The organism is uncultured Rikenella sp., assembly GCF_947628055.1.
Taxonomy (GTDB): domain Bacteria; phylum Bacteroidota; class Bacteroidia; order Bacteroidales; family Rikenellaceae; genus Rikenella.
On the sequence record NZ_CANQYJ010000040.1, the window covers coordinates 1 to 19,389 of the forward strand.

The 19,389-nt window shown below is 57.4% G+C and carries 17 protein-coding genes; 8 read left to right on the forward strand and 9 right to left on the reverse strand.

Translation table 11 applies throughout. The features are described from left to right. The first annotated feature begins 771 nt into the window (after positions 1 to 771). The 5 genes from Q0Z93_RS05305 (at position 772) to yajC (ending at position 3,653) form a co-directional block, all read left to right on the forward strand. On the forward strand, positions 772 to 1,326 hold the full coding sequence (locus Q0Z93_RS05305) for a cob(I)yrinic acid a,c-diamide adenosyltransferase (protein ID WP_298063417.1): 555 nt from the start codon (positions 772 to 774) through the stop codon (positions 1,324 to 1,326). Positions 1,327 to 1,434: 108 nt separating this feature from the next. Further along, positions 1,435 to 1,656, forward strand: a complete 222-nt coding sequence (locus tag Q0Z93_RS05310; protein WP_294593799.1) for a DUF2795 domain-containing protein — start codon at positions 1,435 to 1,437, stop codon at positions 1,654 to 1,656. 92 nt (positions 1,657 to 1,748) lie between these two features. Further along, on the forward strand, positions 1,749 to 2,741 hold the full coding sequence (locus Q0Z93_RS05315; protein ID WP_298063421.1) for a transcription antitermination protein NusB: 993 nt from the start codon (positions 1,749 to 1,751) through the stop codon (positions 2,739 to 2,741). After that, entirely contained in the window at positions 2,734 to 3,216 is a 483-nt protein-coding gene (locus tag Q0Z93_RS05320; protein ID WP_298063424.1) for a DUF1573 domain-containing protein, read from the forward strand. The genes Q0Z93_RS05315 and Q0Z93_RS05320 overlap by 8 nt, the downstream gene beginning before the upstream one ends. A gap of 116 nt (positions 3,217 to 3,332) precedes the next feature. Continuing rightward, positions 3,333 to 3,653 carry a preprotein translocase subunit YajC gene (gene yajC, locus Q0Z93_RS05325; protein ID WP_298063427.1) on the forward strand — a complete coding sequence of 107 codons (321 nt, stop codon included), beginning with the start codon at positions 3,333 to 3,335 and terminating at the stop codon, positions 3,651 to 3,653. A gap of 206 nt (positions 3,654 to 3,859) precedes the next feature. Here the strand turns inward: yajC and Q0Z93_RS05330 are convergent, their stop codons facing one another. The 9 genes from Q0Z93_RS05330 to rpe all read right to left on the reverse strand — a co-directional run bounded on the left by Q0Z93_RS05330 (position 3,860) and on the right by rpe (position 16,286). Next, positions 3,860 to 4,492, reverse strand: a complete 633-nt coding sequence (locus tag Q0Z93_RS05330; RefSeq protein ID WP_298063430.1) for an outer membrane lipoprotein carrier protein LolA — start codon at positions 4,490 to 4,492, stop codon at positions 3,860 to 3,862. Between the two features lie 11 nt (positions 4,493 to 4,503). Further along, on the reverse strand, positions 4,504 to 7,572 hold the full coding sequence (locus tag Q0Z93_RS05335) for a DNA translocase FtsK (protein ID WP_298063432.1): 3,069 nt from the start codon (positions 7,570 to 7,572) through the stop codon (positions 4,504 to 4,506). 2 nt (positions 7,573 to 7,574) lie between these two features. Then, positions 7,575 to 8,393 (reverse strand): glutamate racemase, encoded by an 819-nt coding sequence (murI, locus tag Q0Z93_RS05340; RefSeq protein WP_298063434.1) that lies wholly within the window; start codon positions 8,391 to 8,393, stop codon positions 7,575 to 7,577. 102 nt (positions 8,394 to 8,495) lie between these two features. Further along, on the reverse strand, positions 8,496 to 9,026 hold the full coding sequence (locus Q0Z93_RS05345; RefSeq protein WP_298063436.1) for an OmpH family outer membrane protein: 531 nt from the start codon (positions 9,024 to 9,026) through the stop codon (positions 8,496 to 8,498). A gap of 69 nt (positions 9,027 to 9,095) precedes the next feature. After that, the gene (locus tag Q0Z93_RS05350) at positions 9,096 to 11,693 is read right to left on the reverse strand and encodes a POTRA domain-containing protein (protein ID WP_298063439.1); all 2,598 of its coding nucleotides are present in this window, start codon (positions 11,691 to 11,693) and stop codon (positions 9,096 to 9,098) included. 29 nt (positions 11,694 to 11,722) lie between these two features. Beyond that, complete coding sequence (locus Q0Z93_RS05355) at positions 11,723 to 12,469, reverse strand: isoprenyl transferase (protein WP_298063442.1); 747 nt, start codon at positions 12,467 to 12,469, stop codon at positions 11,723 to 11,725. A gap of 184 nt (positions 12,470 to 12,653) precedes the next feature. Beyond that, positions 12,654 to 13,568 (reverse strand): 23S rRNA (guanosine(2251)-2'-O)-methyltransferase RlmB, encoded by a 915-nt coding sequence (gene rlmB, locus Q0Z93_RS05360; RefSeq protein ID WP_298063444.1) that lies wholly within the window; start codon positions 13,566 to 13,568, stop codon positions 12,654 to 12,656. After that, entirely contained in the window at positions 13,555 to 15,534 is a 1,980-nt protein-coding gene (locus Q0Z93_RS05365) for an ABC-F family ATP-binding cassette domain-containing protein (protein ID WP_298063447.1), read from the reverse strand. The genes rlmB and Q0Z93_RS05365 overlap by 14 nt, the downstream gene beginning before the upstream one ends. Before the next feature lie 101 nt (positions 15,535 to 15,635). Further along, a complete protein-coding gene (gene rpe, locus Q0Z93_RS05370; protein WP_298063450.1) occupies positions 15,636 to 16,286 on the reverse strand; it encodes a ribulose-phosphate 3-epimerase in 651 nt (216 codons plus the stop codon). 123 nt (positions 16,287 to 16,409) lie between these two features. Here rpe and Q0Z93_RS05375 point away from each other — a divergent pair, with 123 nt between their 5' ends. The 3 genes from Q0Z93_RS05375 to Q0Z93_RS05385 are packed head-to-tail and all read left to right on the forward strand — an operon-like array spanning position 16,410 to position 19,107. Further along, entirely contained in the window at positions 16,410 to 16,871 is a 462-nt protein-coding gene (locus Q0Z93_RS05375; RefSeq protein WP_298063451.1) for a 6-bladed beta-propeller, read from the forward strand. A gap of 10 nt (positions 16,872 to 16,881) precedes the next feature. Then, complete coding sequence (locus Q0Z93_RS05380) at positions 16,882 to 17,100, forward strand: hypothetical protein (protein ID WP_298063454.1); 219 nt, start codon at positions 16,882 to 16,884, stop codon at positions 17,098 to 17,100. A 54-nt stretch (positions 17,101 to 17,154) separates the two neighbouring features. Continuing rightward, the gene (locus tag Q0Z93_RS05385; RefSeq protein ID WP_298063457.1) at positions 17,155 to 19,107 is read left to right on the forward strand and encodes an ATP-dependent DNA helicase RecQ; all 1,953 of its coding nucleotides are present in this window, start codon (positions 17,155 to 17,157) and stop codon (positions 19,105 to 19,107) included. Positions 19,108 to 19,389 lie beyond the last annotated feature (282 nt).

Below are 19,389 nucleotides of genomic sequence, written 5' to 3' on the forward strand. Positions count from 1 at the left end.
CGAGACAAGTACGGCTCCGAAGTACGAGTACGTTCCTGCGCCAGCGGGGCAGTCTGGGGTAGTTCCAGCCCGGCTCGTGTGCCGAGCGGCACCGCCCGCCCGGCGTAAGGGCAGTACCCTCCGGTTAAGGCGGTGCAAACTCTCCGATTCGGGTGCCGAGCGGCACCGACACCGCGCGCGACAGCTGGAGTAGGAAATCGTTCAAAAGCAGCTTGCGCTTTTGAACAGGATTTCCGCCAGCGCGCGGCTGCAGCCCGCCCGGTTCTGGAACCGGATTTTACTGATGCTCGAGACAAGTACGGCTCCGAAGTACGAGTACGTTCCTGCGCCAGCGGGGCAGTCTGGGGTAGTTCCAGCCCGGCTCGGGTGCCGAGCAGCAACGCCCGATTCTGCGAACCGGATTTTCGCCAGCGTGCAGGCAAAACCCATCTTCGGGGTGCAGCCTGCGGATTGAGGTAGTTACAGCCCAGTTCGTGTGCCGAGCGGCACCGGGTCTCCGCTGCGGGAGGCTGCGGCCCGTCCGCTGACGCGGGATTTTCGAGCACCGCTGCGGGGATGGCAAAGGGGGCTGGCCCATTTGATGCGTTTTTTGCTTACTTTTTGGGGCATACCAAAAAGTAAGTGCCCGCCCGGTATGAGGGCAACGAAGAAAAAGCCTTGCCGGCTCGAGACGACAAAAAATAAAGACCCCCGCAGCAGGAGCGGGAACTCGAAAAAGGCTCCCCTCGCCTTGAGAGAGAGGGGGATAACCGAAAGAATCATTGTCAGGGGATGAAAATTTACACACGTACCGGAGATAAAGGAACCACCTCGTTAGTGGGCGGGACACGTACACCCAAGGATGATCTCCGGATCGAGGCTTACGGGACGGTGGACGAACTGATGGCCCATACCGGCTATCTGCACGATATGCTGGACGATCGGCACGACATGCAGAAAGGACAGATAAAAGAAGTGCTCGACCGATTGATGAGCTGCGCGTCGCTGCTTGCCGCGGAAGATGCCACGGCGGCCAAGCTGCCGCAAGTGTTCCCCGAAGATGTCGAACGGTTGGAAGAATATATAGATGTTTTGCAGCAAGGGCTGCCGGAATTGAGACATTTCACTTTGCCGTGCGGGAATCCGCAGCTGTCCTATTGCCACGTTTGCCGGACAGTATGCCGGCGGGCGGAGCGCAGAGTGGTGAGCGCGGCGGGGCGTTACCCGGCGGTGCCCGATGCAGTGCGGGGATACCTGAACCGCCTGTCCGACTATTTTTACGCCTTGGGACGAAGATTGGGATACGACCTCGGTGCGGAGGATGTGCGCTGGGAACCGAAAAAATAATTGACGGAACAGGCCGTATCACGAAAAAATGTTATTTTTGCGGATTCCGGAGCAAAAAGCCGATTCTTTTTGCCCGAATAGCGAGAGTTAACAAAACACGACAAACCTATGTACTGGACACTTGAACTGGCATCCAAACTCGAAGATGCGCCTTGGCCCGCTACGAAAGACGAGCTGATCGACTATGCCATCCGTTCGGGCGCTCCGCTGGAGGTGATCGAAAACCTGCAGGAGATCGAAGACGAGGGCGAGATATACGAAAGTATCGAAGATATTTGGCCGGACTATCCGAGCAAGGACGATTTCTTCTTTAACGAAGACGAATATTAGCCTGTCACCACATTGTTCTGTCTCCCCGGGCGGAGACCGCGTCCGCCGGGAAACCCGTTTACCGCACATTACCCTTATATACCGTTGTTTACATGCTTAGCCGCCGACTGCTTCGTATCAAGACCGTCAAATCGCTCTACAGTTATTTCCAATCCGGCGAGGAATCGCTCAGTCGCTCCGAAAAAGAGCTTGACACCAGCATCAGGAAAAGCTATGAACTTTACCTGATGATGATCGCGCTGATTGGCGAAGTCGCCGAGGTGGGGCGCGAACGCATCGCCATCGGACAGGCCAAGCTGATGCCGACCGAAGAAGACCTGAATCCGAACCGGCGGTTCGTAGACAACCGCGTGGTGGCCAAAATCGAGGCGAGCGCCGCGCTTGCCGATGCCATGACCCGCTGCCGGGTGAGCTGGAAAGGGCAGGAGGCGCTTATCAAACGGCTCTATCAGGATATGAGCGCGGCCCCTTATTATAAACGGTATATGGAAGCCCCGGAGGCGAAGAACGAACGGGAAGCCTTTGCAGCGGACCGGCGGTTCGTGACCGATTTCCTCTCGACCCATATCGAAGATAACGACTATTTCGAGGAGGCGGTGGAAGAGATGTCGATGTTCTGGGTCGATGATATTTCGTATTGCGTAGGGCTGGCGATCCGTACGATCGGCTTCCTGAACGAAAATTCGGCGGATCTCAGTGTGATGCCGATGTACAAGAACGACGACGACAAGGAATATGTAGAGACCTTGTTCCGGAAAGCGCTGGTAAACCACGAGGAGTATTTTGGCTATATCGACCGGTTTACCAAAAACTGGGATTTCGACCGGATTGCGTTCATGGACAAACTCATTATGCTGGCGGCTATCACGGAACTGATTCAGTTTCCGTCCATTCCGGTGAAAGTGACCTTGGATGAATTCATCGAAATCTCGAAATACTATTCGACACCGGGCAGCAGCGTTTTCGTGAACGGGATATTGGATAAAGTGGTCGTGAGCTTGACCGAGGAGGGGAGAATCGCCAAAAGCGGGCGGGGACTGATCGACACGACGGTTTCAAAAGAAAAAAAATCGACCCATGCGTAGAGGGATTCTTGGCATATTTTTCGCATGTTCCGTTTGCTGCGGAGCGGTGGCTTGCGGCGGGTCTCCGGCGGTCTCGGGCGGGGATGCTGCAGAGGCGGATTTGCTGACGGTGGCTTTGCCGCTGCCGGACAGCGCGAATTGGAATCCGACGGGGGATTTTGTCTCCGCGCGCTCTTATGATACCATTCCTATGGGCAGGATCGCGGAGGGGGATGTGGTGGAGGGTAGGTTCCGGGTGGCGAATGTTTCGGATAAACCGCTGGTGATTATCCAGGTGATTACGGGGTGCGGCTGTACGACGGCGGATTACGACCCGGCGCCGATAGCGGCGGGAGATACCGTTACGTTCAAGTGGCGGTTCGACAGCCGGGGACGCTACGGCCAGCAGTTCAAGTCGATCGAGATCATTACGGCAGAACGGCAGTGCGCGACGGTTTATCTGGACGGAGAGGTGTATATGCCGGGGCAAAACTGAGGGTATTTACTTTCGGGAAAGGCAGCGGATTTTTCACGAGTTTGCACTAAACGGTCTCGATTTCCGTTATATGTACGGGGAAAACAACAAAATCAACTAAATAAAAACAGAAATTCATGACACTCAACACAATTCTTCTTCAGGACACCGCTTCTGCTCAACAGGGGGGAGGGTACTCGTTCATCATTATGATGGTGCTGATCTTCGTGGTGATGTACTTCTTCATGATCCGGCCCCAGCAGAAACGCCAGAAAGAGCTCAACAAGTTCCGCAGCTCGCTGGAGAACGGCACTAAGGTCATCACTGCGGGCGGTATTTACGGTACGGTCAAGGAGGTGAACGACGAAAGCGTGCTGATCGAAGTGGACAACGGGGTGAAACTGCGTGTGGCCAAGAGTATGGTGATGCGCGATCCGTCGGATATGATTCAGAAATAACCGGACGGTTCCGTTATCGGGTCAGGAGGCTGCCTTCCCTTTGCGGGGAGGCAGCCTCTCTTTATGCCGATCGACAGGGACGACGCCGCAGGTTTCGGCTTTCCGAAATGACAGGAGGGGAATCGGCTTACACTGATTCCCCTCCGCTTTTGGCGGATCGCCTCCACGTCCCGCTTCATTCCATATAGGGGAATCGCTGTGTTTTTTTACCGGAAGTCGATCACCTCGGTGCCCGGATGGGCGGCGGCATCGAACCGGAATGTGCTTTCGGTGACGGGAACCCCCGTCCGGATATTGCCTACATGAAGCTCTACGGGCTGCTCCGAAGAGGGGGTCACGATCGAGATACGTTCCGGCAGGGAAGTGGCCGGGTCGATGTATAAAGTCATGGAAGTGTAATCCGGTGTCGCAACCTTGGGGGTCAGCTCCACGACTTGCAGAACTTTGCCTTTGGCCGTCGTATGAGAGGGCAGCGACCGGTGGTTGTAGTCTTGCGGGTCGATGTTCATCAGTTTCGGCGGATTGGAAAGCACGCTCGGGTTGTTCGGGTCGAGCCGCTCGATGGTCACCTCGCGCTGTCCCGGAATGTAGTTCCACAGCGTCTTTCCGTCGTAGTAAAGTTCCTGTCCGCGAACTTTGGCCGCGAAGCGGCGGCCGCTGACCACGAGGTTCCCTTCGACAGTCCCGTCTCCTTCCACGGCTGCCGTGAAATCGAGTTTGTAACTGGTGAAAGAACGCACTTTTTCGCGCAGTTTGCCGAGCAAGGCCTCTGAATGCCCGTCGGCCGCAGCCTGTCCTGCTATGAAACTCAATAGGCCTGTAAGGAGCAGCTTTTTCATAAATCGAGGGTTTAACTAAGCGTGTCGAGTATCGTTTCGAGCGACATCGGGTCATTGACCAGCACCTGCCTCGGTTTTCCCCCTCCCTCGCTTTTCCCCACGATGCCGGCCGCTTCTAACTGGTCGATCAACCGCCCGGCGCGGTTGAAGCCGATCGAGAATTTCCGTTGGATGGTCGATGCCGACCCTTGTTGATTGGCCACCACATACCGCGCCACTTCCTCGAACAGCGAATCCCGCTTGGTCAGCATGTCGCCTCCCGAAGCCGAAGAGGATTCCTCGCCCTCCGGCGTATATTCCGGCAGTTCGTATGCCGACGGATAGCCTTGCTGATGTTCGATATGGTCGGTGATCCGTTCCACCTCCGGCGTGTCGATGAAGGCGCACTGCACGCGGGTGATCTCGCTCCCGGTGGAGATGAGCATGTCTCCGCGCCCCACCAGCTGGTTGGCTCCCGGTTGGTCGAGAATGGTTCGCGAGTCGATCATGCTGGTCACCCGGAACGCGATCCGGGCCGGAAAGTTTGCCTTGATGACCCCGGTAATGATGTTGGTCGTGGGTCGCTGCGTGGCGATAATGAGGTGTATCCCCACCGCCCGCGCCAATTGCGCGATCCGGGCGATCGGTGTCTCGATCTCCCGTCCGGCGGTCATGATCAGGTCGGCGAACTCGTCCACAATAACCACGAAGTAGGGTAGGTACCGATGTCCTTTCTCCGGATTGAGCCGCCGGTTGATGAATTTTTCGTTGTATTCCTTGATGTTCCGCACTTTGGCCGCCTTGAGCAGGTCGTACCGGGCGTCCATCTCGATACACAGGGAATTGAGGGTGTAGATCACTTTCTGTGTGTCGGTAATGATCGCCTCCTCTTCGGTCGGCATCTTGGCCAGGAAGTGCTTTTCGAGCTTGGCATACAAGGTCAGTTCGACCTTTTTCGGATCGACCAGGATGAATTTCAACTCTGCCGGGTGTTTCTTATACAAGAGCGAGGTGATGATCGCGTTCAGCCCCACCGATTTTCCCTGTCCCGTATCCCCGGCCACTAACAGGTGCGGCATTTTCGCCAGGTCGAACACGAAAGTTTCGTTCTGTATGGTCTTCCCGAGCGCCACCGGCAGGTCGGCTTTCGAGTCGTGGAATCGCGGCGATTTGATGACCGAGTACATCGAGACCACCTCCTTGTCCTTGTTCGGCACTTCGATCCCGACGGTTCCCTTGCCCGGTATCGGCGCAATGATACGGATTCCCAAAGCGGCGAGGCTCAAGGCGATGTCGTCCTCTAAGTTCTTGATTTTGCTGATCCGGACGCCCGGCGCGGGGACGATCTCGTACAGCGTGACGGTCGGCCCGATGGTTGCTTCGATGGTGTCGATCCGGATGCCGAAATTCTCGAGCGTGGTCACGATCCGGTTCTTGTTTTCGACCAGCTCTTCGTCCGTCACGATAACCCGCTTGGTGTGGTCGTCCAAGAGTTCGACCGGCGGCTTGCGGTAGTGCGAGAGTTCGAGTGTCGGGTCGTACAGATCGCTGTTGTTGATCACTTCGTCATCGACTTGTTCTTCCTCCGGTTGTTCGACGATAAAACCGGGATCGTCTTCCTGCGGCGCGAATGCCTGAACTGCGGGCTCTATGGCGGAGCGCAACGGAACGGACTGAGGCTCTGTCTCGGAATAAGGAACGGTCTCCTGCGCCTGTTCTTGTTGTAACGGCCTGGTTTCCAGTGTGAAATTCACCTCCTCTTCTATGGGCGTCGTTTCCGGCACGGGATTCGGAGCGGCAGCCGCGACAGGGTAGCCGTTGCGGTACAGGTAGCTTTCCCGGTCGAACGAGTAGATGATCGGCTGGTTCCATTCGTCGTATCCGATCAGGTAGCCCCATGAACCGTCGTAGTTCTGTACCAGTCTGGCCCGGTCTGCCGGCGGGCAAAGCATGGGCTCCTGCATCGCCGGAACAGGCGGTGAGACGGGCGCTTCCGAGACCTGAGGAACCGGATCGGGCTGAAATACCGGTGTTATCGCCTCCGTTGTTCGATCGGGTAGGGGGGCGGCGGTGTCGACGGCTGAAAAACCGGGCTGCGGTTCCGGCATGATCGGCTGTGCCGCCTGCCGCATGGCCAGTTCCTGGCGTTGCTTTTCCATGGCCTCCTGCATCCGGAGGATATTTTCCTTAGCCCGGAGGCGTTCTGTTTCCTGCCGGATACGGCGTTCTTCCCGTTTGCGGCTGTTATAGGCTCTCAGCTTGGCCCCCCAGCTGCGGATCAGCAGCCCGTTGGCGTAGTATAAGGTGCCGCAGAAGGCGGCGATAATCAGCAGGGTGGTTCCTTCGTAGCCGATCATGGCGTCTAACCATCGGGCGACGAATACGCCGTGGACGCCTCCCCAGCCGCTCCCGAAAACTTGCGGGTCGGCGCCCCAGAAGTGTCCCGCGGCGATCGAACCCACGATCATCAGCAGAATCGTCGAACGGATCGCCCGTCTCAGCCGCAGCGATTTGATCCGGAGCAGCTTGATGGCGATGAAGAAGACGACGAGGGGCAAGAGTTCGCCGAAGATGCCGAACCAGCGGCCTATGATGCTTTGGGAGGCTATCGCTCCGATGCGGCCGCCCCAGTTCATGGCGTCCTGCCGCACGTTGGTAAAGAGGTTGCCCCAGGTGGCGATATTTTGATCTACATCCCAGTAAATCAGATAGGAAATGACCGATACGGCCAAGTATCCCGACAGAAAAAGCAGGATCAGGCTGAGCCAGATATAGCGGTCGGTGGTACTTTCTTCTTCGGGAGCGGGAGGGGTGCTGTAGTTTTTCGGGGCGGGGCGTTGTCTCCGTTTGGGTTGTTGGGCAGGGGGAGTGGAACGACGGTTGCCTGCCGGGTGTACCGGTACGGCCGGCTGCCGGCTGGCGACCCGCTGCACGCGTTCGGTACGCAGTCTGTCCGGTCGTTTGGCTTCTGCTGCCGTGGCTGCGGTCTGCCGGCGCGAAACGGGACGACGGGACTGTGCCTCCTGTCCGGAGGCGCGCGAAGTCCGTCGGTCTTGCACCGCCCGCTCCGCGAGTTTGTCTACCTGTCGTTTCGCTGCCATTTCTACTTTTGCTCTCTGTTTTCCGTTTCGTTGAGTTTGTTCCGGTATTGTTCCGCCCGCGTCCGAAGCTGGCGGATGTCGTGCTCTGTTCCGCTGCTCAGAAAATCATGTTCTCCTTGTTTCGTCCGGTCGGTCAGCAAGCCGCGTTCCCGGAGCAGTTCGAGGGTGTGCCGGGCGATGGCCGGAGCGGGATTGACGATCTCCATCTCCCGATCACCGATGATGCGCCGAATGGGTTCGACGAGCAGCGGATAATGGGTGCAGGCGAGCACCAGCCTGTCTGCTCCCGCTGCTAACATCGGTTCGATGTAGCGCCGCAACAATATTTCCGTTTCCGGTGCGTTTTCCCTGCCGTTTTCCACTTGTTCGACCAGGCCGTTTCCGGCGGTGGCGATGACTTGTATGTGGGAAGCGTATTTTTCGGCCGTGTGCCGGAACATTTCGCTGTTCACGGTATATGCCGTGCCCAGCACGCCGATCACGCCGCTGCGGGTGGATTGTGCGGCGGGCTTGACGGCGGGTTCCAATCCGACGAAAGGCATTTCCGGCCACTGTTCTCTAAGTGTGCCGATCGCTGCGGTGGTCGCGGTGTTGCAGGCGATGACGATGATCTTGACTCCTTTCCGCATCAAGGTTTCCACTCCGACCTCGACCAGCGAAACGATCTCCCGTTTCGTCCGCCCTCCATAGGGGCAGTTGGCGCTGTCGGCCCAGTAGACGACATCTTCGTGCGGCATGGCCCGGATGATCTCTGTCCAGATGCTGATGCCGCCCATGCCGGAGTCGATGATGCCGATGGGGGAGTGTTTGTCGGGTGCCATGTCTGCCTGCTTGGTTACGGTGAACAAAGATAAGAAAAAGAGGTCGCGTCCGAAAATTCCGGGCGCGACCGAATGAATGTTTCGGATGATTCCGAATGCCAGTTACTTGATTCCCAACGATTGCTTAACCAACGGCAGCAGGTTGACCATCTGCGCTTCGTTGTAGTAGGCCAACGCTCCACTTGTCAGATCGAATACGGCGGTCATTCCTTGTTCTTTGGCGACTTTGGCAATGGCGCCCTGTGCTTTTTCCATGACGGGTTTGATCCATTCCAGTTGTTTGCTCTGAATCTCCTGCTGTGCGGACTGCTGGAACTCTTCCAGACGGGTTTGCAGGTCGAAGAGGTCTTTTTCTTTCTGTTTGCGGATGGTTTCGGACAGGGTGCTCAGGTTATTGGCCAGATCCTGCGCTTTGGTCGAATATTCGTTCCGCATGGCGGTGAATTGTTCTTCCAGCTCTTTGCTCAGATTGACCACTTTGGTCTGCACCGAGTCGGTTTCCGGCATGGCGGAGAGCAGTTCCTGCGAGTTGATGTAGCCGAGCTTTTGTTGCGCGTTCGCCGTTCCGTTCCCCAGGAACAGGAATGCTGCAACGGCTGTCAGTGCCCAGGTCAGTTTCTGTAAGGTTTTCATAGTGTTGAATGTTGTGTTGTTGATTTTCCGTTTGTCGCGCTTCTGCAAACCTCGTGCTTTTTTTCGAGATTAAAAAGTCTGGCCCAGCGAGAAGCTGAATTTTCCGCCGGCGGCTTTGCCGTTCGAGTCCGAGGTCTGGTCGAATCCGTAGCCCCAGTCGATCCCCAGCATGCCCAGGAAAGGCAGGTAGACTCGCAGCCCGATCCCTGCCGACCGCTTGAGGCTGAAGGGTTTGAATTCGGAAAGGCTCTGGAACGCGTTCCCGGCTTCGCCGAACGCGAGTGCGTAAACCAGCGTTCCGCCTGTCCGTACCAGCGGGTAGCGCATTTCGAGGGTATATTTGCTGAATATCCGGGCATAAATCCCGTAGTCCGCCAGCGGGGTCAGTGCGTTTTCCTTGTAGCCGCGCAACCCTATGGTCTCGACCCCGTAAAGGCTGTATCCCGACAGTCCGTCGCCGCCCATCTGGAAGCCTTCAAACGGTGAGGGTTTGTTTTTGTTGTAGCTTCCCAGATAGCCGAACTGCGCCCTGGCCATCAAGACTAATTTGTTGTTTGCGGACAGCGGCACGAACCACTGTGCGTTGAATTTCCATTTGTGGTATTCGATCCAGTGGTAGCGTTCGCGGTCGGTCATGGGTTTGCTGTAGTCCTTGCCGTCGAATGCCGACCACGGCGGGGTCAGCGCCGCCGAAAGGTCGAATTTCGATCCGGTGGTCGGGTATTGCATGATGTCGTCCACCGAGTTGCGCGAAATGCCCAGATTCAATGCCAGCGTGTTGCAGGTGCCGTCCTTGACGATGAAGTAGTCCCAGTTGTAGAGGTTGTAGCTCTGCATGGTCAGCCCGACGGAGAGGGTAAAGTAAGGGTCGGGCCAGTTGAGCCGCTTGCCGATGCCGATGCTTCCGCCTATGGTTCCGAAGTGGGCGGTGGCTTTCTGCCCGAGATAATAAGCATTCGTTTCGCGCGAGGTGTAGAACGACACGGACAGCGAGGTCGGTTTGCGCCCGCCTAACCAAGGTTCCATAAAGTTTACCGACAAGGCCCGATAGTAGCTCCCGTTGGTCTGCACTTTCAGTCCGATAGTCTGGTTGTCCCCTGCCGGATAAGGCCGCCATGCTTGTTTGTCGAAGAATTTGCGAAGCGAGACGTTGGTGAAGTTGATCCCCACCGAGGCGATGAACATGCCGGCTCCCCAGCCTCCGGAGAGTTCCAGCTGGTCGTTCTGCACTTCCTTGAGCGAGTAGTTGATGTCCACCAGCTCCTGCTGGATGTTCGGGGTGACATTGGGCAGCAGGGTCTGTGCGTCGAACTGTCCCATCGAAGCGAGCCGCTGGTAAGTCCGCATCAGCAGGGCCTGGCTGTACAGCTCGCCCGGCATAGTGGAGAGTTCGCGCCGGATCACGTGGTCGTTGGTGCGGGTATTACCGTCGAAAGTGACGTTTTTGATCCGGAACTGGCTTCCTTCGATGATGCGTATCTCGACGTCGACCGAGTCGCCCGGAACGACGGTCTCGACCGGATCGGCCTGAAAGGCCAGGTAACCCTGGTCTTTATAGGTGTTGGCGATGGACATATCCGTCGGACTTTGTCCGTTGAGCCGGGAGTTCATGGTCTCGCTGTCGTAGACGTCGCCGGATTTCAGGCCGATGGTCTGTTCCAGCAGCGAAGTGGGGTAGAGCGTATTCCCCAGCCACGTGATGTTCCGGTAGTGGTATTTGTCGCCTTCGCGGAGCTTGATGTATACGCCCATCCGTTTCGGTTTTCCCGGTATGGCGTAGGTGGAGTCTTCCTCGATCACCACGTCGCGGTAGCCTTGCGACCGTGCATAGTTGCGCACGTTTTCCAGGTCTTCTTCAAAGTCTTTCTCTTTGAATTTGGAGCTGCGCAGGAAGTTGATGCTGACTTTGTGGGTCTTTTTCATCGACCGGGCCAGCTTTTTCGCCGGCAGGTGGTCGTTGCCTTCGAATCGGATTTCCCCGATCCGCACTTTGTCGCCTTTGTCGATGTTGAAATGCACGACCACGGCTGTCTTGATCAAGGTGTCCGGCGTGATGGTGTAGTCGATCTTGGCGTTGCGGAATGCCTTTTCGTCGTAGTATTTGCGGATCAGGTCCATGCAGGTGGTGAGCAGGTAGTCGGAGAGTTCCGCGTTCTGCCGCAGCCGCAGTTTTTCCTCCAATTCTTTCTTCTCGCCGCTTTTGATGCCGATGAAGTCCCATCCGCGCACTTGTATCCGTTCGCGCAGGTAAATGTCCAGGTCGATGGTGTCCGCCCGAAACGAAGTCCCGACTTTCATGTTGGCGAAGAATCGCCGGTCGAGCAGGCTGCGGGTGGCGATCGTAATGGCGTCGCCCGGCACGGTGATGGTGTCGCCGGTCTCGATCCCGAGGTTGTCGATGACCATCTGCGGGTCTACGGCAATGGCCCCGTGCACCCTCACTTCTCCCACGATGTACGGTTTGGGCGTTTGATTGTAATCCACGCGCGGCAAGACGTTCAATTCGTTTTCCACCGACTGGCCGAGCAACGAATCGTAGATCGGCATGACGGTCGCCATGGCGCGGGAGATCGAATCCGGAATGGCTATCTGTTGGGCCCGGGCCGGATGGGCGGCCCATAGTATGGTGACCAGCGTCGCGAAAATCAGTCGTCTTGCAATCCTCATTAGTCTGTGTGAATGTGGGTTTGGGTGGTTTATAGGCGTCCGAAGCGCCGTTCGCGCCGTTCGTATTCGTGCAGGGCGGCCAACAGACCGTCCCGGCCGAATTCCGGCCACAGGGTGTCGGTGAAGTAGAGTTCGGTGTAGGAAAGCTGCCAGAGCAGGAAGTTGCTCAGGCGCTGTTCGCCGCTGGTGCGGATGAGCAGTTCCGGGTCGGGCATTCCTCGGGTGGCCAGGTGCTCCGATATGAGTTCAGGGGTGATTTCCCCGGGTTGCAGCCTTCCTTGCTGGATCGAGCCGCCGATCTGTTTCACGGCTTCGGTGATCTCCCACCGTGCGCTGTAGTTGAGGGCCACGTTCAGCGTCATCCGCAGTTTGTCTGCCGGTATTTCCACCGCTTCGGCTATCCGGATGCTGTGGCGGAGTTTTTCCGGCAGCGAGCCGGTGTCGCCGATGAATCTCATCCGTATCCCTGCCCCCGTCAAGGTGTCGAGTTCGGAGAGTATCGCGTTCGCGATCAACGACATAATGCCGTCCACTTCCGCCGCCGGCCGCCCCCAGTTTTCGGTGGAGAAAGCGTAGATCGTGAGGTATTCGATCCCCACTTCCGCCGCGGTGCGGACGACCTCGCGCACCGCATCCACGCCGTGCCGATGTCCGTAGAGCCGTTCCTCGCCCTGTCCTTTCGCCCACCGGCCGTTGCCGTCCATAATCACGGCGACGTGCCGCGGCAGGTTGGTAAAGGTCGTCGCGGAAGATATGTGGTTGTCGTTCTGTATCATGGAATAGTCGACCCATCTCCCCCTGTCCGAAAATCGGAGCGGGGAAACACTCCCCGTGCAGGGTATAAAGGCCTTGCAACACGCAAATATAGGACTTTTTTCGGCTTTGTAGCTATAGCTTTCCTTTTTTATAGGCGGTTGCTGCGAGCGGGTGCGGGCTTCCCGGCATCGGTGAAGGTCGGGATCAGTTCTGTTCAAACCGCTGCCGGCGCGCTTCAAACAGAATGACGGCCGCTGCCGCACTGACGTTCAGCGATTCGATCCGCCCCGCGAGCGGAATCCCTGCCTGGATGTCGCACAGCCGCAGCAGATCGCGCGAGATTCCGCGGTCTTCGGCCCCCATGACGATCACGGTCGGCCCCGTCAGATCGGTTTCGTAAATCAGCGTATCGCTTTTCTCGGTCGCCGCCACGCATTGCATGCCGATGTTTTTCAGCAGGGTGACAGCCCCCTTGAGCGAACCTGCCCGGCAGACCGGAATCAATGTCAATGCCCCTGCCGAGCTTTTGATGGCTTCGGCATTGACCGGCGCGGAGTTCTTGGCCGGCATAATCAATGCCGTCACCCCCGCACATTCCGCACTCCGTGCGATCGCGCCGAAGTTGCGGATGTCGGTCACGGAGTCCATCGCCACGACGATCGGCGCTTCGCCCGCTGCGATCTGCGCCTCTACCTCCTCAGCCAGTTCGTTAATGTCCTTATAGGCAATCGCCGCGACCACCGCCGCCACCCCCTGATGATTCCCGTTCCGGGTCAGCCGTTCGAGCCGTTCGACCGGCACTTCCTGAATCCGAATCCCGGCTTCTTCTGCAATTTCGCGCAAGGCGTTCGCCGCGCCGATGTTATTCCGTTCCGTCAGCGACAGGGTCTCGCCCGCCGTCTTCCGGAAGTAAATTTTTTCGATCTCCGTCCCTGCCTCGATCGCTTCGCGCACGGGATGAATCCCGAAAATAATGTTCTCCGGGGCCGCCTTTTCGCGCTTATCGGTATTCGGTCGTTCGGGGCGCCGATTCGGCCGGGAATCATTCCGCGGCTCCGCGTCCGACGGCCGCCGGTAAAAATTCCGTTTCGTCGAGGGGTTGTCGTTATTGAATGCCATACTTTTCCAATTTTTCAGTCGTTTCGGCCCACTCCCGCATCCGGTCGTCCAGCTTGGTTTTCAATTGATTGTATTCTTCAAACAGGGCCATCGTGTACTGCGCCGGATCCATCAGTTGCGCCTCCAACGCCGAGGTCTGCTGTTCCAATTCCGCGATCTCGGTCTCTAAGCGCGAAACGGCGTTCCGCAGCCGTGTCACCTGCCGATCCCGCTCCTTTTTTTCCGCATACGAGAGTTCCGTTTTTTTTTGCGCCGCAGTCTGCTGCGACGGCTCTTTCCGGGCCGCCGGTTTGGCAGGTGCGGTGGTGGAGGCGCTGCGTTCGATCTCGCTCATGTTCTCGATCCGCCTTGCCCGCAGAAAATCGTAAATCCCGCCCAAATACTCCTTGACCCGTCCGTCGCGAAATTCGTAAACTTTGCTCACCAGCCCGTCTAAGAACTCGCGGTCGTGCGAGATCACTAATACGGTTCCGTCGTAAGCCATCAATGCCCGTTTCAGTATATCTTTCGACCGCATGTCCATGTGGTTGGTCGGTTCGTCGAGGATCAGCAGGTTGTAGGGTTCGAGCATCAGACGCGCCATCGCCAACCGCGACCGCTCCCCTCCCGACAAAACCTTGACTTTCTTGTCGATCTCCTCGCCGCGGAACAGGAACGCTCCCAATATATCCCTGAGCCGTGTCCGGATCTCGCCCACGGCCACGCGGTCCAGCGTGTCGAAGACCGTAAATTCGCCGTCCATCAGGTCGTCCTGGTTCTGGGCGAAGTACCCGATGTGCACGTTATGTCCCACGCGGATAGCCCCCTCGGTCGGCGTCAGTTCGCCGAGCGTCATCCGCACAAAGGTGGTCTTCCCTTCGCCGTTCCGCCCCACGAGCGCCACTTTCTCGCCCCGTTCCACCATGATGTTGGCCCCCGAAAAGACATGTTTCTCCGCCTTATCGTCTTTGGCCGGAAAGGTCATTCCCGCCTCTTTCGCTTCGATCACCACCTGTCCCGACCGCGGTGCCGCCGGAAACCGGATATTCAGCGTCGCGGTATCCTCTTCTTCGATCTCCAACCGGTCGAGCTTCTCGAGCTGCTTGATCCTCGACTGCACCTGGTTCGACTTGGTGGGCTTATACCGGAACCGTTCGATAAACTCCTCGGTCTTTTCGATCATCCGTTGCTGGTTTTCGTAGGCTGCGATCTGCTGCTGCCGCCGCTCGGCGCGTAACTCCACGTATTTGCTGTACGGCACCTTGTAGTCCGTCGCCCGCCCGCACGAAAGCTCGATCGTCCGGTTCGTGACGTTGTCCAAGAAAGCCCGGTCGTGCGAAATGAGGATCACCGCCCCGCTGTAGTTCTGCAAATAGGCCTCTAACCACTGGATGCTTTCGATGTCGAGGTGATTGGTCGGTTCGTCGAGCAGGAATAGGGTAGGGCGTTTCAAAAGCAGTTTGGCCAGCTCGATCCGCATCCGCCACCCGCCCGAAAAGGTCGAGGTGGGCCGGTTGAACTCTTCGCGTTTGAACCCCAGCCCGAGCAAGGTTTTTTCGACTTCGGCATCGCGGTTGTCGCCGTCCAACAGGTGGTACCGCTCGGTGGCATCGTGCAGCCGGTGGAGCAGTTTCTCGTACTCTGCCGATTCGTAGTCGGTGCGGGCCGAAATTTCGGCTGTGCAATAAGCGATCTCTTTTTCGAGCGCGATGATTTCGCCGAAAGCTTTCCCGCACTCGGTCACCAAGTCGGTGTCGTCGGCCACGCGCATCTGCTGCGGCAGGTAGCCGATGGTGCAGTCGTCGGTCTTCGACACGCTCCCGCCGGTGGGCGTTTGCAGCCCGGCGATGATCTTCAGTATGGTCGATTTTCCCGCTCCGTTCTTGCCCACCAGCCCGATGCGCTCCTTGGCGTTGATGAGAAATGAAACGTCGCGGAACAGATCGGTTCCGCCGAACGAAACGGTCAGATTATCTACGGATAACATATAAGGTCTAATTTCTACTGTAGGAACTGTCCCTTTTCTTCAGAAAAGGGAACAAGTACCCTGCTGTAATCAAAGAACAGGCACACAAATGAAAATTATACTTATGCTTCGATAAGCTGCTGAATGGCTGCCACGGAATCCGCCGCCCCGAACACGGCGTTCCCCGCCACCAAGACATCCGCTCCCGCAGCGAAAAGCTGTGCGGCGTTCTCCGCATTGACCCCTCCGTCCACCTGGATCAAGGCGGAACTGCCTTTGCGCAGCAGCAGGTCTTTGGTGCGGCTGATCTTGTCCAGCGACGAGGCGATGAACCGTTGTCCGCCGAATCCCGGATCGACGCTCATAATGAGCACCATATCGACCATGGCCGCCACCTCTTCCATGGAGCAGACCGGTGTGCCCGGATTTAATGCGATCCCCGCCCGCATCCCGGCATCATGGATGGCTTCGATGGTTCGGTGCAGGTGTGTGGAGGCCTCGACATGCACGGTCAGGTAATCCGCCCCGGCAGCCCGGAAGTCGGCCACATACCGTTCCGGCTGCACGATCATCAAGTGTACGTCGAGGATTTTGTCCGTGGCGCGGCGCAGGGCTTTCACTACCGGCAGTCCGAAACTGATATTCGGCACGAACACTCCGTCCATCACGTCCAAGTGGAACCATTCGGCCCGGCTGCTGTTCACGCTGTCGGCGGCAGCGCCGAGGTGCAGGAAGTCAGCGGAAAGAAATGATGGGGAGATAATGCGCGGCATGGTGTGTGAGGCTTAATAAAACGGCCCTTTTCGGGCGTCAGTTGCAAAGGTAACATTAATTTGCTTAATGTGTAGATTTTGTATTCTCGTTTTTAATATTTATTTTTGGAAAAATAAATTATTATGAGGTTTTTTTTATTGCTTTTATTGATTTCCGGGATGATTTCCTGTGGGGAAAAAGCATCGGATGCTTCCGGTGGAATGGCCTGCAAAACGCTCCGGATCGACTTGGATGCGATCTCCGAACCAGAACTGAAAATCTCGAGTTTCGTCGACTCCATCCAATTCATCAGATTGGAGACAACCGAACGGTGCATGGTTGGACAAATCTCTAGACTGTTTTTCATAGACAGTATGATCATGGCCATAGACAGCAAGGCAGGGACGCTGTTATTCTTTGATAATCAAGGGAAATACCTACGCACTTTTGATAAACGAGGGAAAGGGCCCGGTGAATATATACGGATTACTTGCGCCCTTTACGACTCGATCAGGCAGCAAATCGTGTATTCAAACGGGACGATGGTGGATTTAGAATTGCTTAATCCTCAATTAACTTACAAATCAGGGAAAAGCGTTTGGTAGTCTTTTGATGATGAAAAAGTTGCTGAATTTTTTAGTTTTTGCAAGCTTATGGGGTACGGCTCAGGCTGCTCCGTTGAAACTGACCGTTCATAGTGATGCCGGTGAGGCGTTGTGGTACGCTTATGTCTATGTGAACGGTCGGGCGGTGGCCGTGACTGATACTTGCGGGGTTGCTCAGGTGCCGGACGAGAAGCTTAATCTTGGAGATACTTTGTCGGTTCGTATGTAGGAACTGAGTCTCAGTGGGTGGTTTATGATAAGGGCGTGCAGAAGCGGGGAAAATATGCTTTTGTATTGCCGGAAGAATAAAACGATGGCGGATATTCGGAAGATACTCGAAAAGTACTGGGGCTACAAGGAGTTCCGGCCTTTGCAGCGGGAGATCATCGCGTCGGTGCTGGCGGGATGCGACACGGTGGCGCTGCTGCCGACCGGGGGCGGGAAGTCGCTGACGTACCAGGTGCCGGCGCTGGCGTTGCCGGGGGTGGCGATCGTCATCACGCCGCTCATCGCTTTGATGAAAGACCAGGTGGATGCCTTGCGGCGGCGCGGGATTCATGCCGTGGCGATTCATTCGGCGATGTCGGCCAAGGAGATCGACATTGCACTGGATAACTGTGTCTATGGGGATGTAAAGCTGCTTTATATCGCTCCGGAACGGATCGACACGCGCATTTTCCACATGCGGGTGAAGAAGATGGCGGTGTCGCTCGTGGCGGTGGACGAGGCGCACTGTATCTCGGAGTGGGGGTACGATTTCCGCCCGGCTTACCTCAAGATTTCGCGGCTGCGGGAGTGGCTGCCGGGGGTGCCGTTCCTGGCGGTGACGGCCACGGCGACGTCGTTGGTGCTGGAGGATATCAAGCTGCATTTGAAGCTGGAGGAGCCGAAGGTTTTCCGGGGCTCGTTTGCGCGGCCGAATATCCGTTTCGTGGTGCGGCAGGGGGAGAACAAGATGGAGCAGATGCTCCGTGTCATTCGCGGAGTCGAGGGGAGCGGGATCGTCTATGCCCGCACGCGCAAGGCGGCGGAGGAGATCGCGGCGCAACTCCTTCAGGAAGGGGTGTCGGCGGATTTTTACCATGCGGGGCTGGGGTTCCGGATGCGGGCGGTGAGGCAGGAGGCGTGGCTGCGGGGCGAGGTGCGGGTGATCGTGGCCACCAATGCGTTCGGCATGGGGATCGACAAGGCGGATGTGCGGTTCGTGATCCACGACCGGATGCCGGCTTCGCTGGAGGCTTACTACCAGGAGGCGGGACGGGCGGGGCGCGATGGATTGCCGGCCTATGCGGTGCTGCTGTACAATGGGATGGACTCGCTGGCGGCCCGGCGGCGGATCGAAACGTCGTATCCGCCGCTGGATACCATACGGAAGGTGTACGAGGCGATCTTCAACCACCTGCAAGTGCCGGTGGGGGGAGGAAAGGAGGCTGTTTTCGATTTCGACATGCAGGCGTTTGCGGCGAGGTTCAAGCTGTTTCCGCTCACGGTGTTCAACTCGATCAAATTGCTGGAGCTGAACGGCTACATGACGCTGACGGATGTGCTGGACAATCCCACGCGGATCATGTTCCGGATGTCGCGCGAGGAATTGTACAAGTTGCAGGTGGATCGCACGGAGCTGGACAGTTTCCTGCGGATCGTACTGCGGCTCTATACGGGGCTGTTCTCGGAGTTTGTGGCGGTGGATGAGAAGTATATCGCGCGGATGTCGGGCTATACGGAGCAGAAGGTCAAGGAGTTGCTGTACCAGCTGTCGGTGATGCGGGTGATTCGTTATATTCCGCGGCGCAGTTCGCCGCTGCTGATCTTGCATGGGGAGAGGCTGCCGACGGAGGATGTGACGATCGCGCCGGCGACGTATCACCGGCGCAGGGAGATGGAGGAGCTGCGGGCGTCGGCGATGGTGGAGTATGCGGAGAATGGGTCGCAGTGCCGCAGTGTATTGTTGCGGGAGTATTTCGACGAGGAGGGGCCGGAGCCGTGCGGGGTGTGCGATATTTGTCTGTCGAGGCGCAGGGAGGATATGTTCCGGGAAAGCGATGCGTTTGCGGGGATCGAAACGGAGATTCTGCGGGTGCTTTCCGGGGTGCCGAGGGGGTGTTCGATCACGCTGCGGGCTTTGATGGCGCAGGTGCCGGGGCGGCCGATGATGGTGCTGACGATGCTGCGGCGTTTGCTGGCGGCGGGGACGGTACGTCAGTCGACGGACGGGGGTGTGGCGCTGGATCGGTGAGGTGTTTTCTGTTTGGTTGTCGGGTGATTTTTCTTCGGGTAGGGGGCTCACGGAATGTGTGTTTCCCGGAATTTTTCGTATCTCTGTTATTTCCGCGTGATTCCTCAGGCTTTCCTGTCGGGCGGGCGCTTTTTTTCACTTCACCGCTCATGCCGCGGAGGCCCTTCCTTTCTTGGGTGACCAAGAACCGAGCAGCGTACCGAGAGCAGAGACCGCTTGCGGGCTATGCCGAGGCAGCGCGAGGAAGACCGTAGGTCAAAGGAAGCAAAGAAGTCACCGGGA

Coding starts and splice junctions, on each gene's coding strand:
- Q0Z93_RS05305 (WP_298063417.1), top strand. CDS start 772: ATGAAAATTTACACACGTACCGGAGATAAAGGAACCACCTCGTTAGTG.
- Q0Z93_RS05310 (WP_294593799.1), top strand. CDS start 1,435: ATGTACTGGACACTTGAACTGGCATCCAAACTCGAAGATGCGCCTTGG.
- Q0Z93_RS05315 (WP_298063421.1), top strand. CDS start 1,749: ATGCTTAGCCGCCGACTGCTTCGTATCAAGACCGTCAAATCGCTCTAC.
- Q0Z93_RS05320 (WP_298063424.1), top strand. CDS start 2,734: ATGCGTAGAGGGATTCTTGGCATATTTTTCGCATGTTCCGTTTGCTGC.
- yajC (WP_298063427.1), top strand. CDS start 3,333: ATGACACTCAACACAATTCTTCTTCAGGACACCGCTTCTGCTCAACAG.
- Q0Z93_RS05330 (WP_298063430.1), bottom strand. CDS start 4,492: ATGAAAAAGCTGCTCCTTACAGGCCTATTGAGTTTCATAGCAGGACAG.
- Q0Z93_RS05335 (WP_298063432.1), bottom strand. CDS start 7,572: ATGGCAGCGAAACGACAGGTAGACAAACTCGCGGAGCGGGCGGTGCAA.
- murI (WP_298063434.1), bottom strand. CDS start 8,393: ATGGCACCCGACAAACACTCCCCCATCGGCATCATCGACTCCGGCATG.
- Q0Z93_RS05345 (WP_298063436.1), bottom strand. CDS start 9,026: ATGAAAACCTTACAGAAACTGACCTGGGCACTGACAGCCGTTGCAGCA.
- Q0Z93_RS05350 (WP_298063439.1), bottom strand. CDS start 11,693: ATGAGGATTGCAAGACGACTGATTTTCGCGACGCTGGTCACCATACTA.
- Q0Z93_RS05355 (WP_298063442.1), bottom strand. CDS start 12,469: ATGATACAGAACGACAACCACATATCTTCCGCGACGACCTTTACCAAC.
- rlmB (WP_298063444.1), bottom strand. CDS start 13,568: ATGGCATTCAATAACGACAACCCCTCGACGAAACGGAATTTTTACCGG.
- Q0Z93_RS05365 (WP_298063447.1), bottom strand. CDS start 15,534: ATGTTATCCGTAGATAATCTGACCGTTTCGTTCGGCGGAACCGATCTG.
- rpe (WP_298063450.1), bottom strand. CDS start 16,286: ATGCCGCGCATTATCTCCCCATCATTTCTTTCCGCTGACTTCCTGCAC.
- Q0Z93_RS05375 (WP_298063451.1), top strand. CDS start 16,410: ATGAGGTTTTTTTTATTGCTTTTATTGATTTCCGGGATGATTTCCTGT.
- Q0Z93_RS05380 (WP_298063454.1), top strand. CDS start 16,882: ATGAAAAAGTTGCTGAATTTTTTAGTTTTTGCAAGCTTATGGGGTACG.
- Q0Z93_RS05385 (WP_298063457.1), top strand. CDS start 17,155: ATGCTTTTGTATTGCCGGAAGAATAAAACGATGGCGGATATTCGGAAG.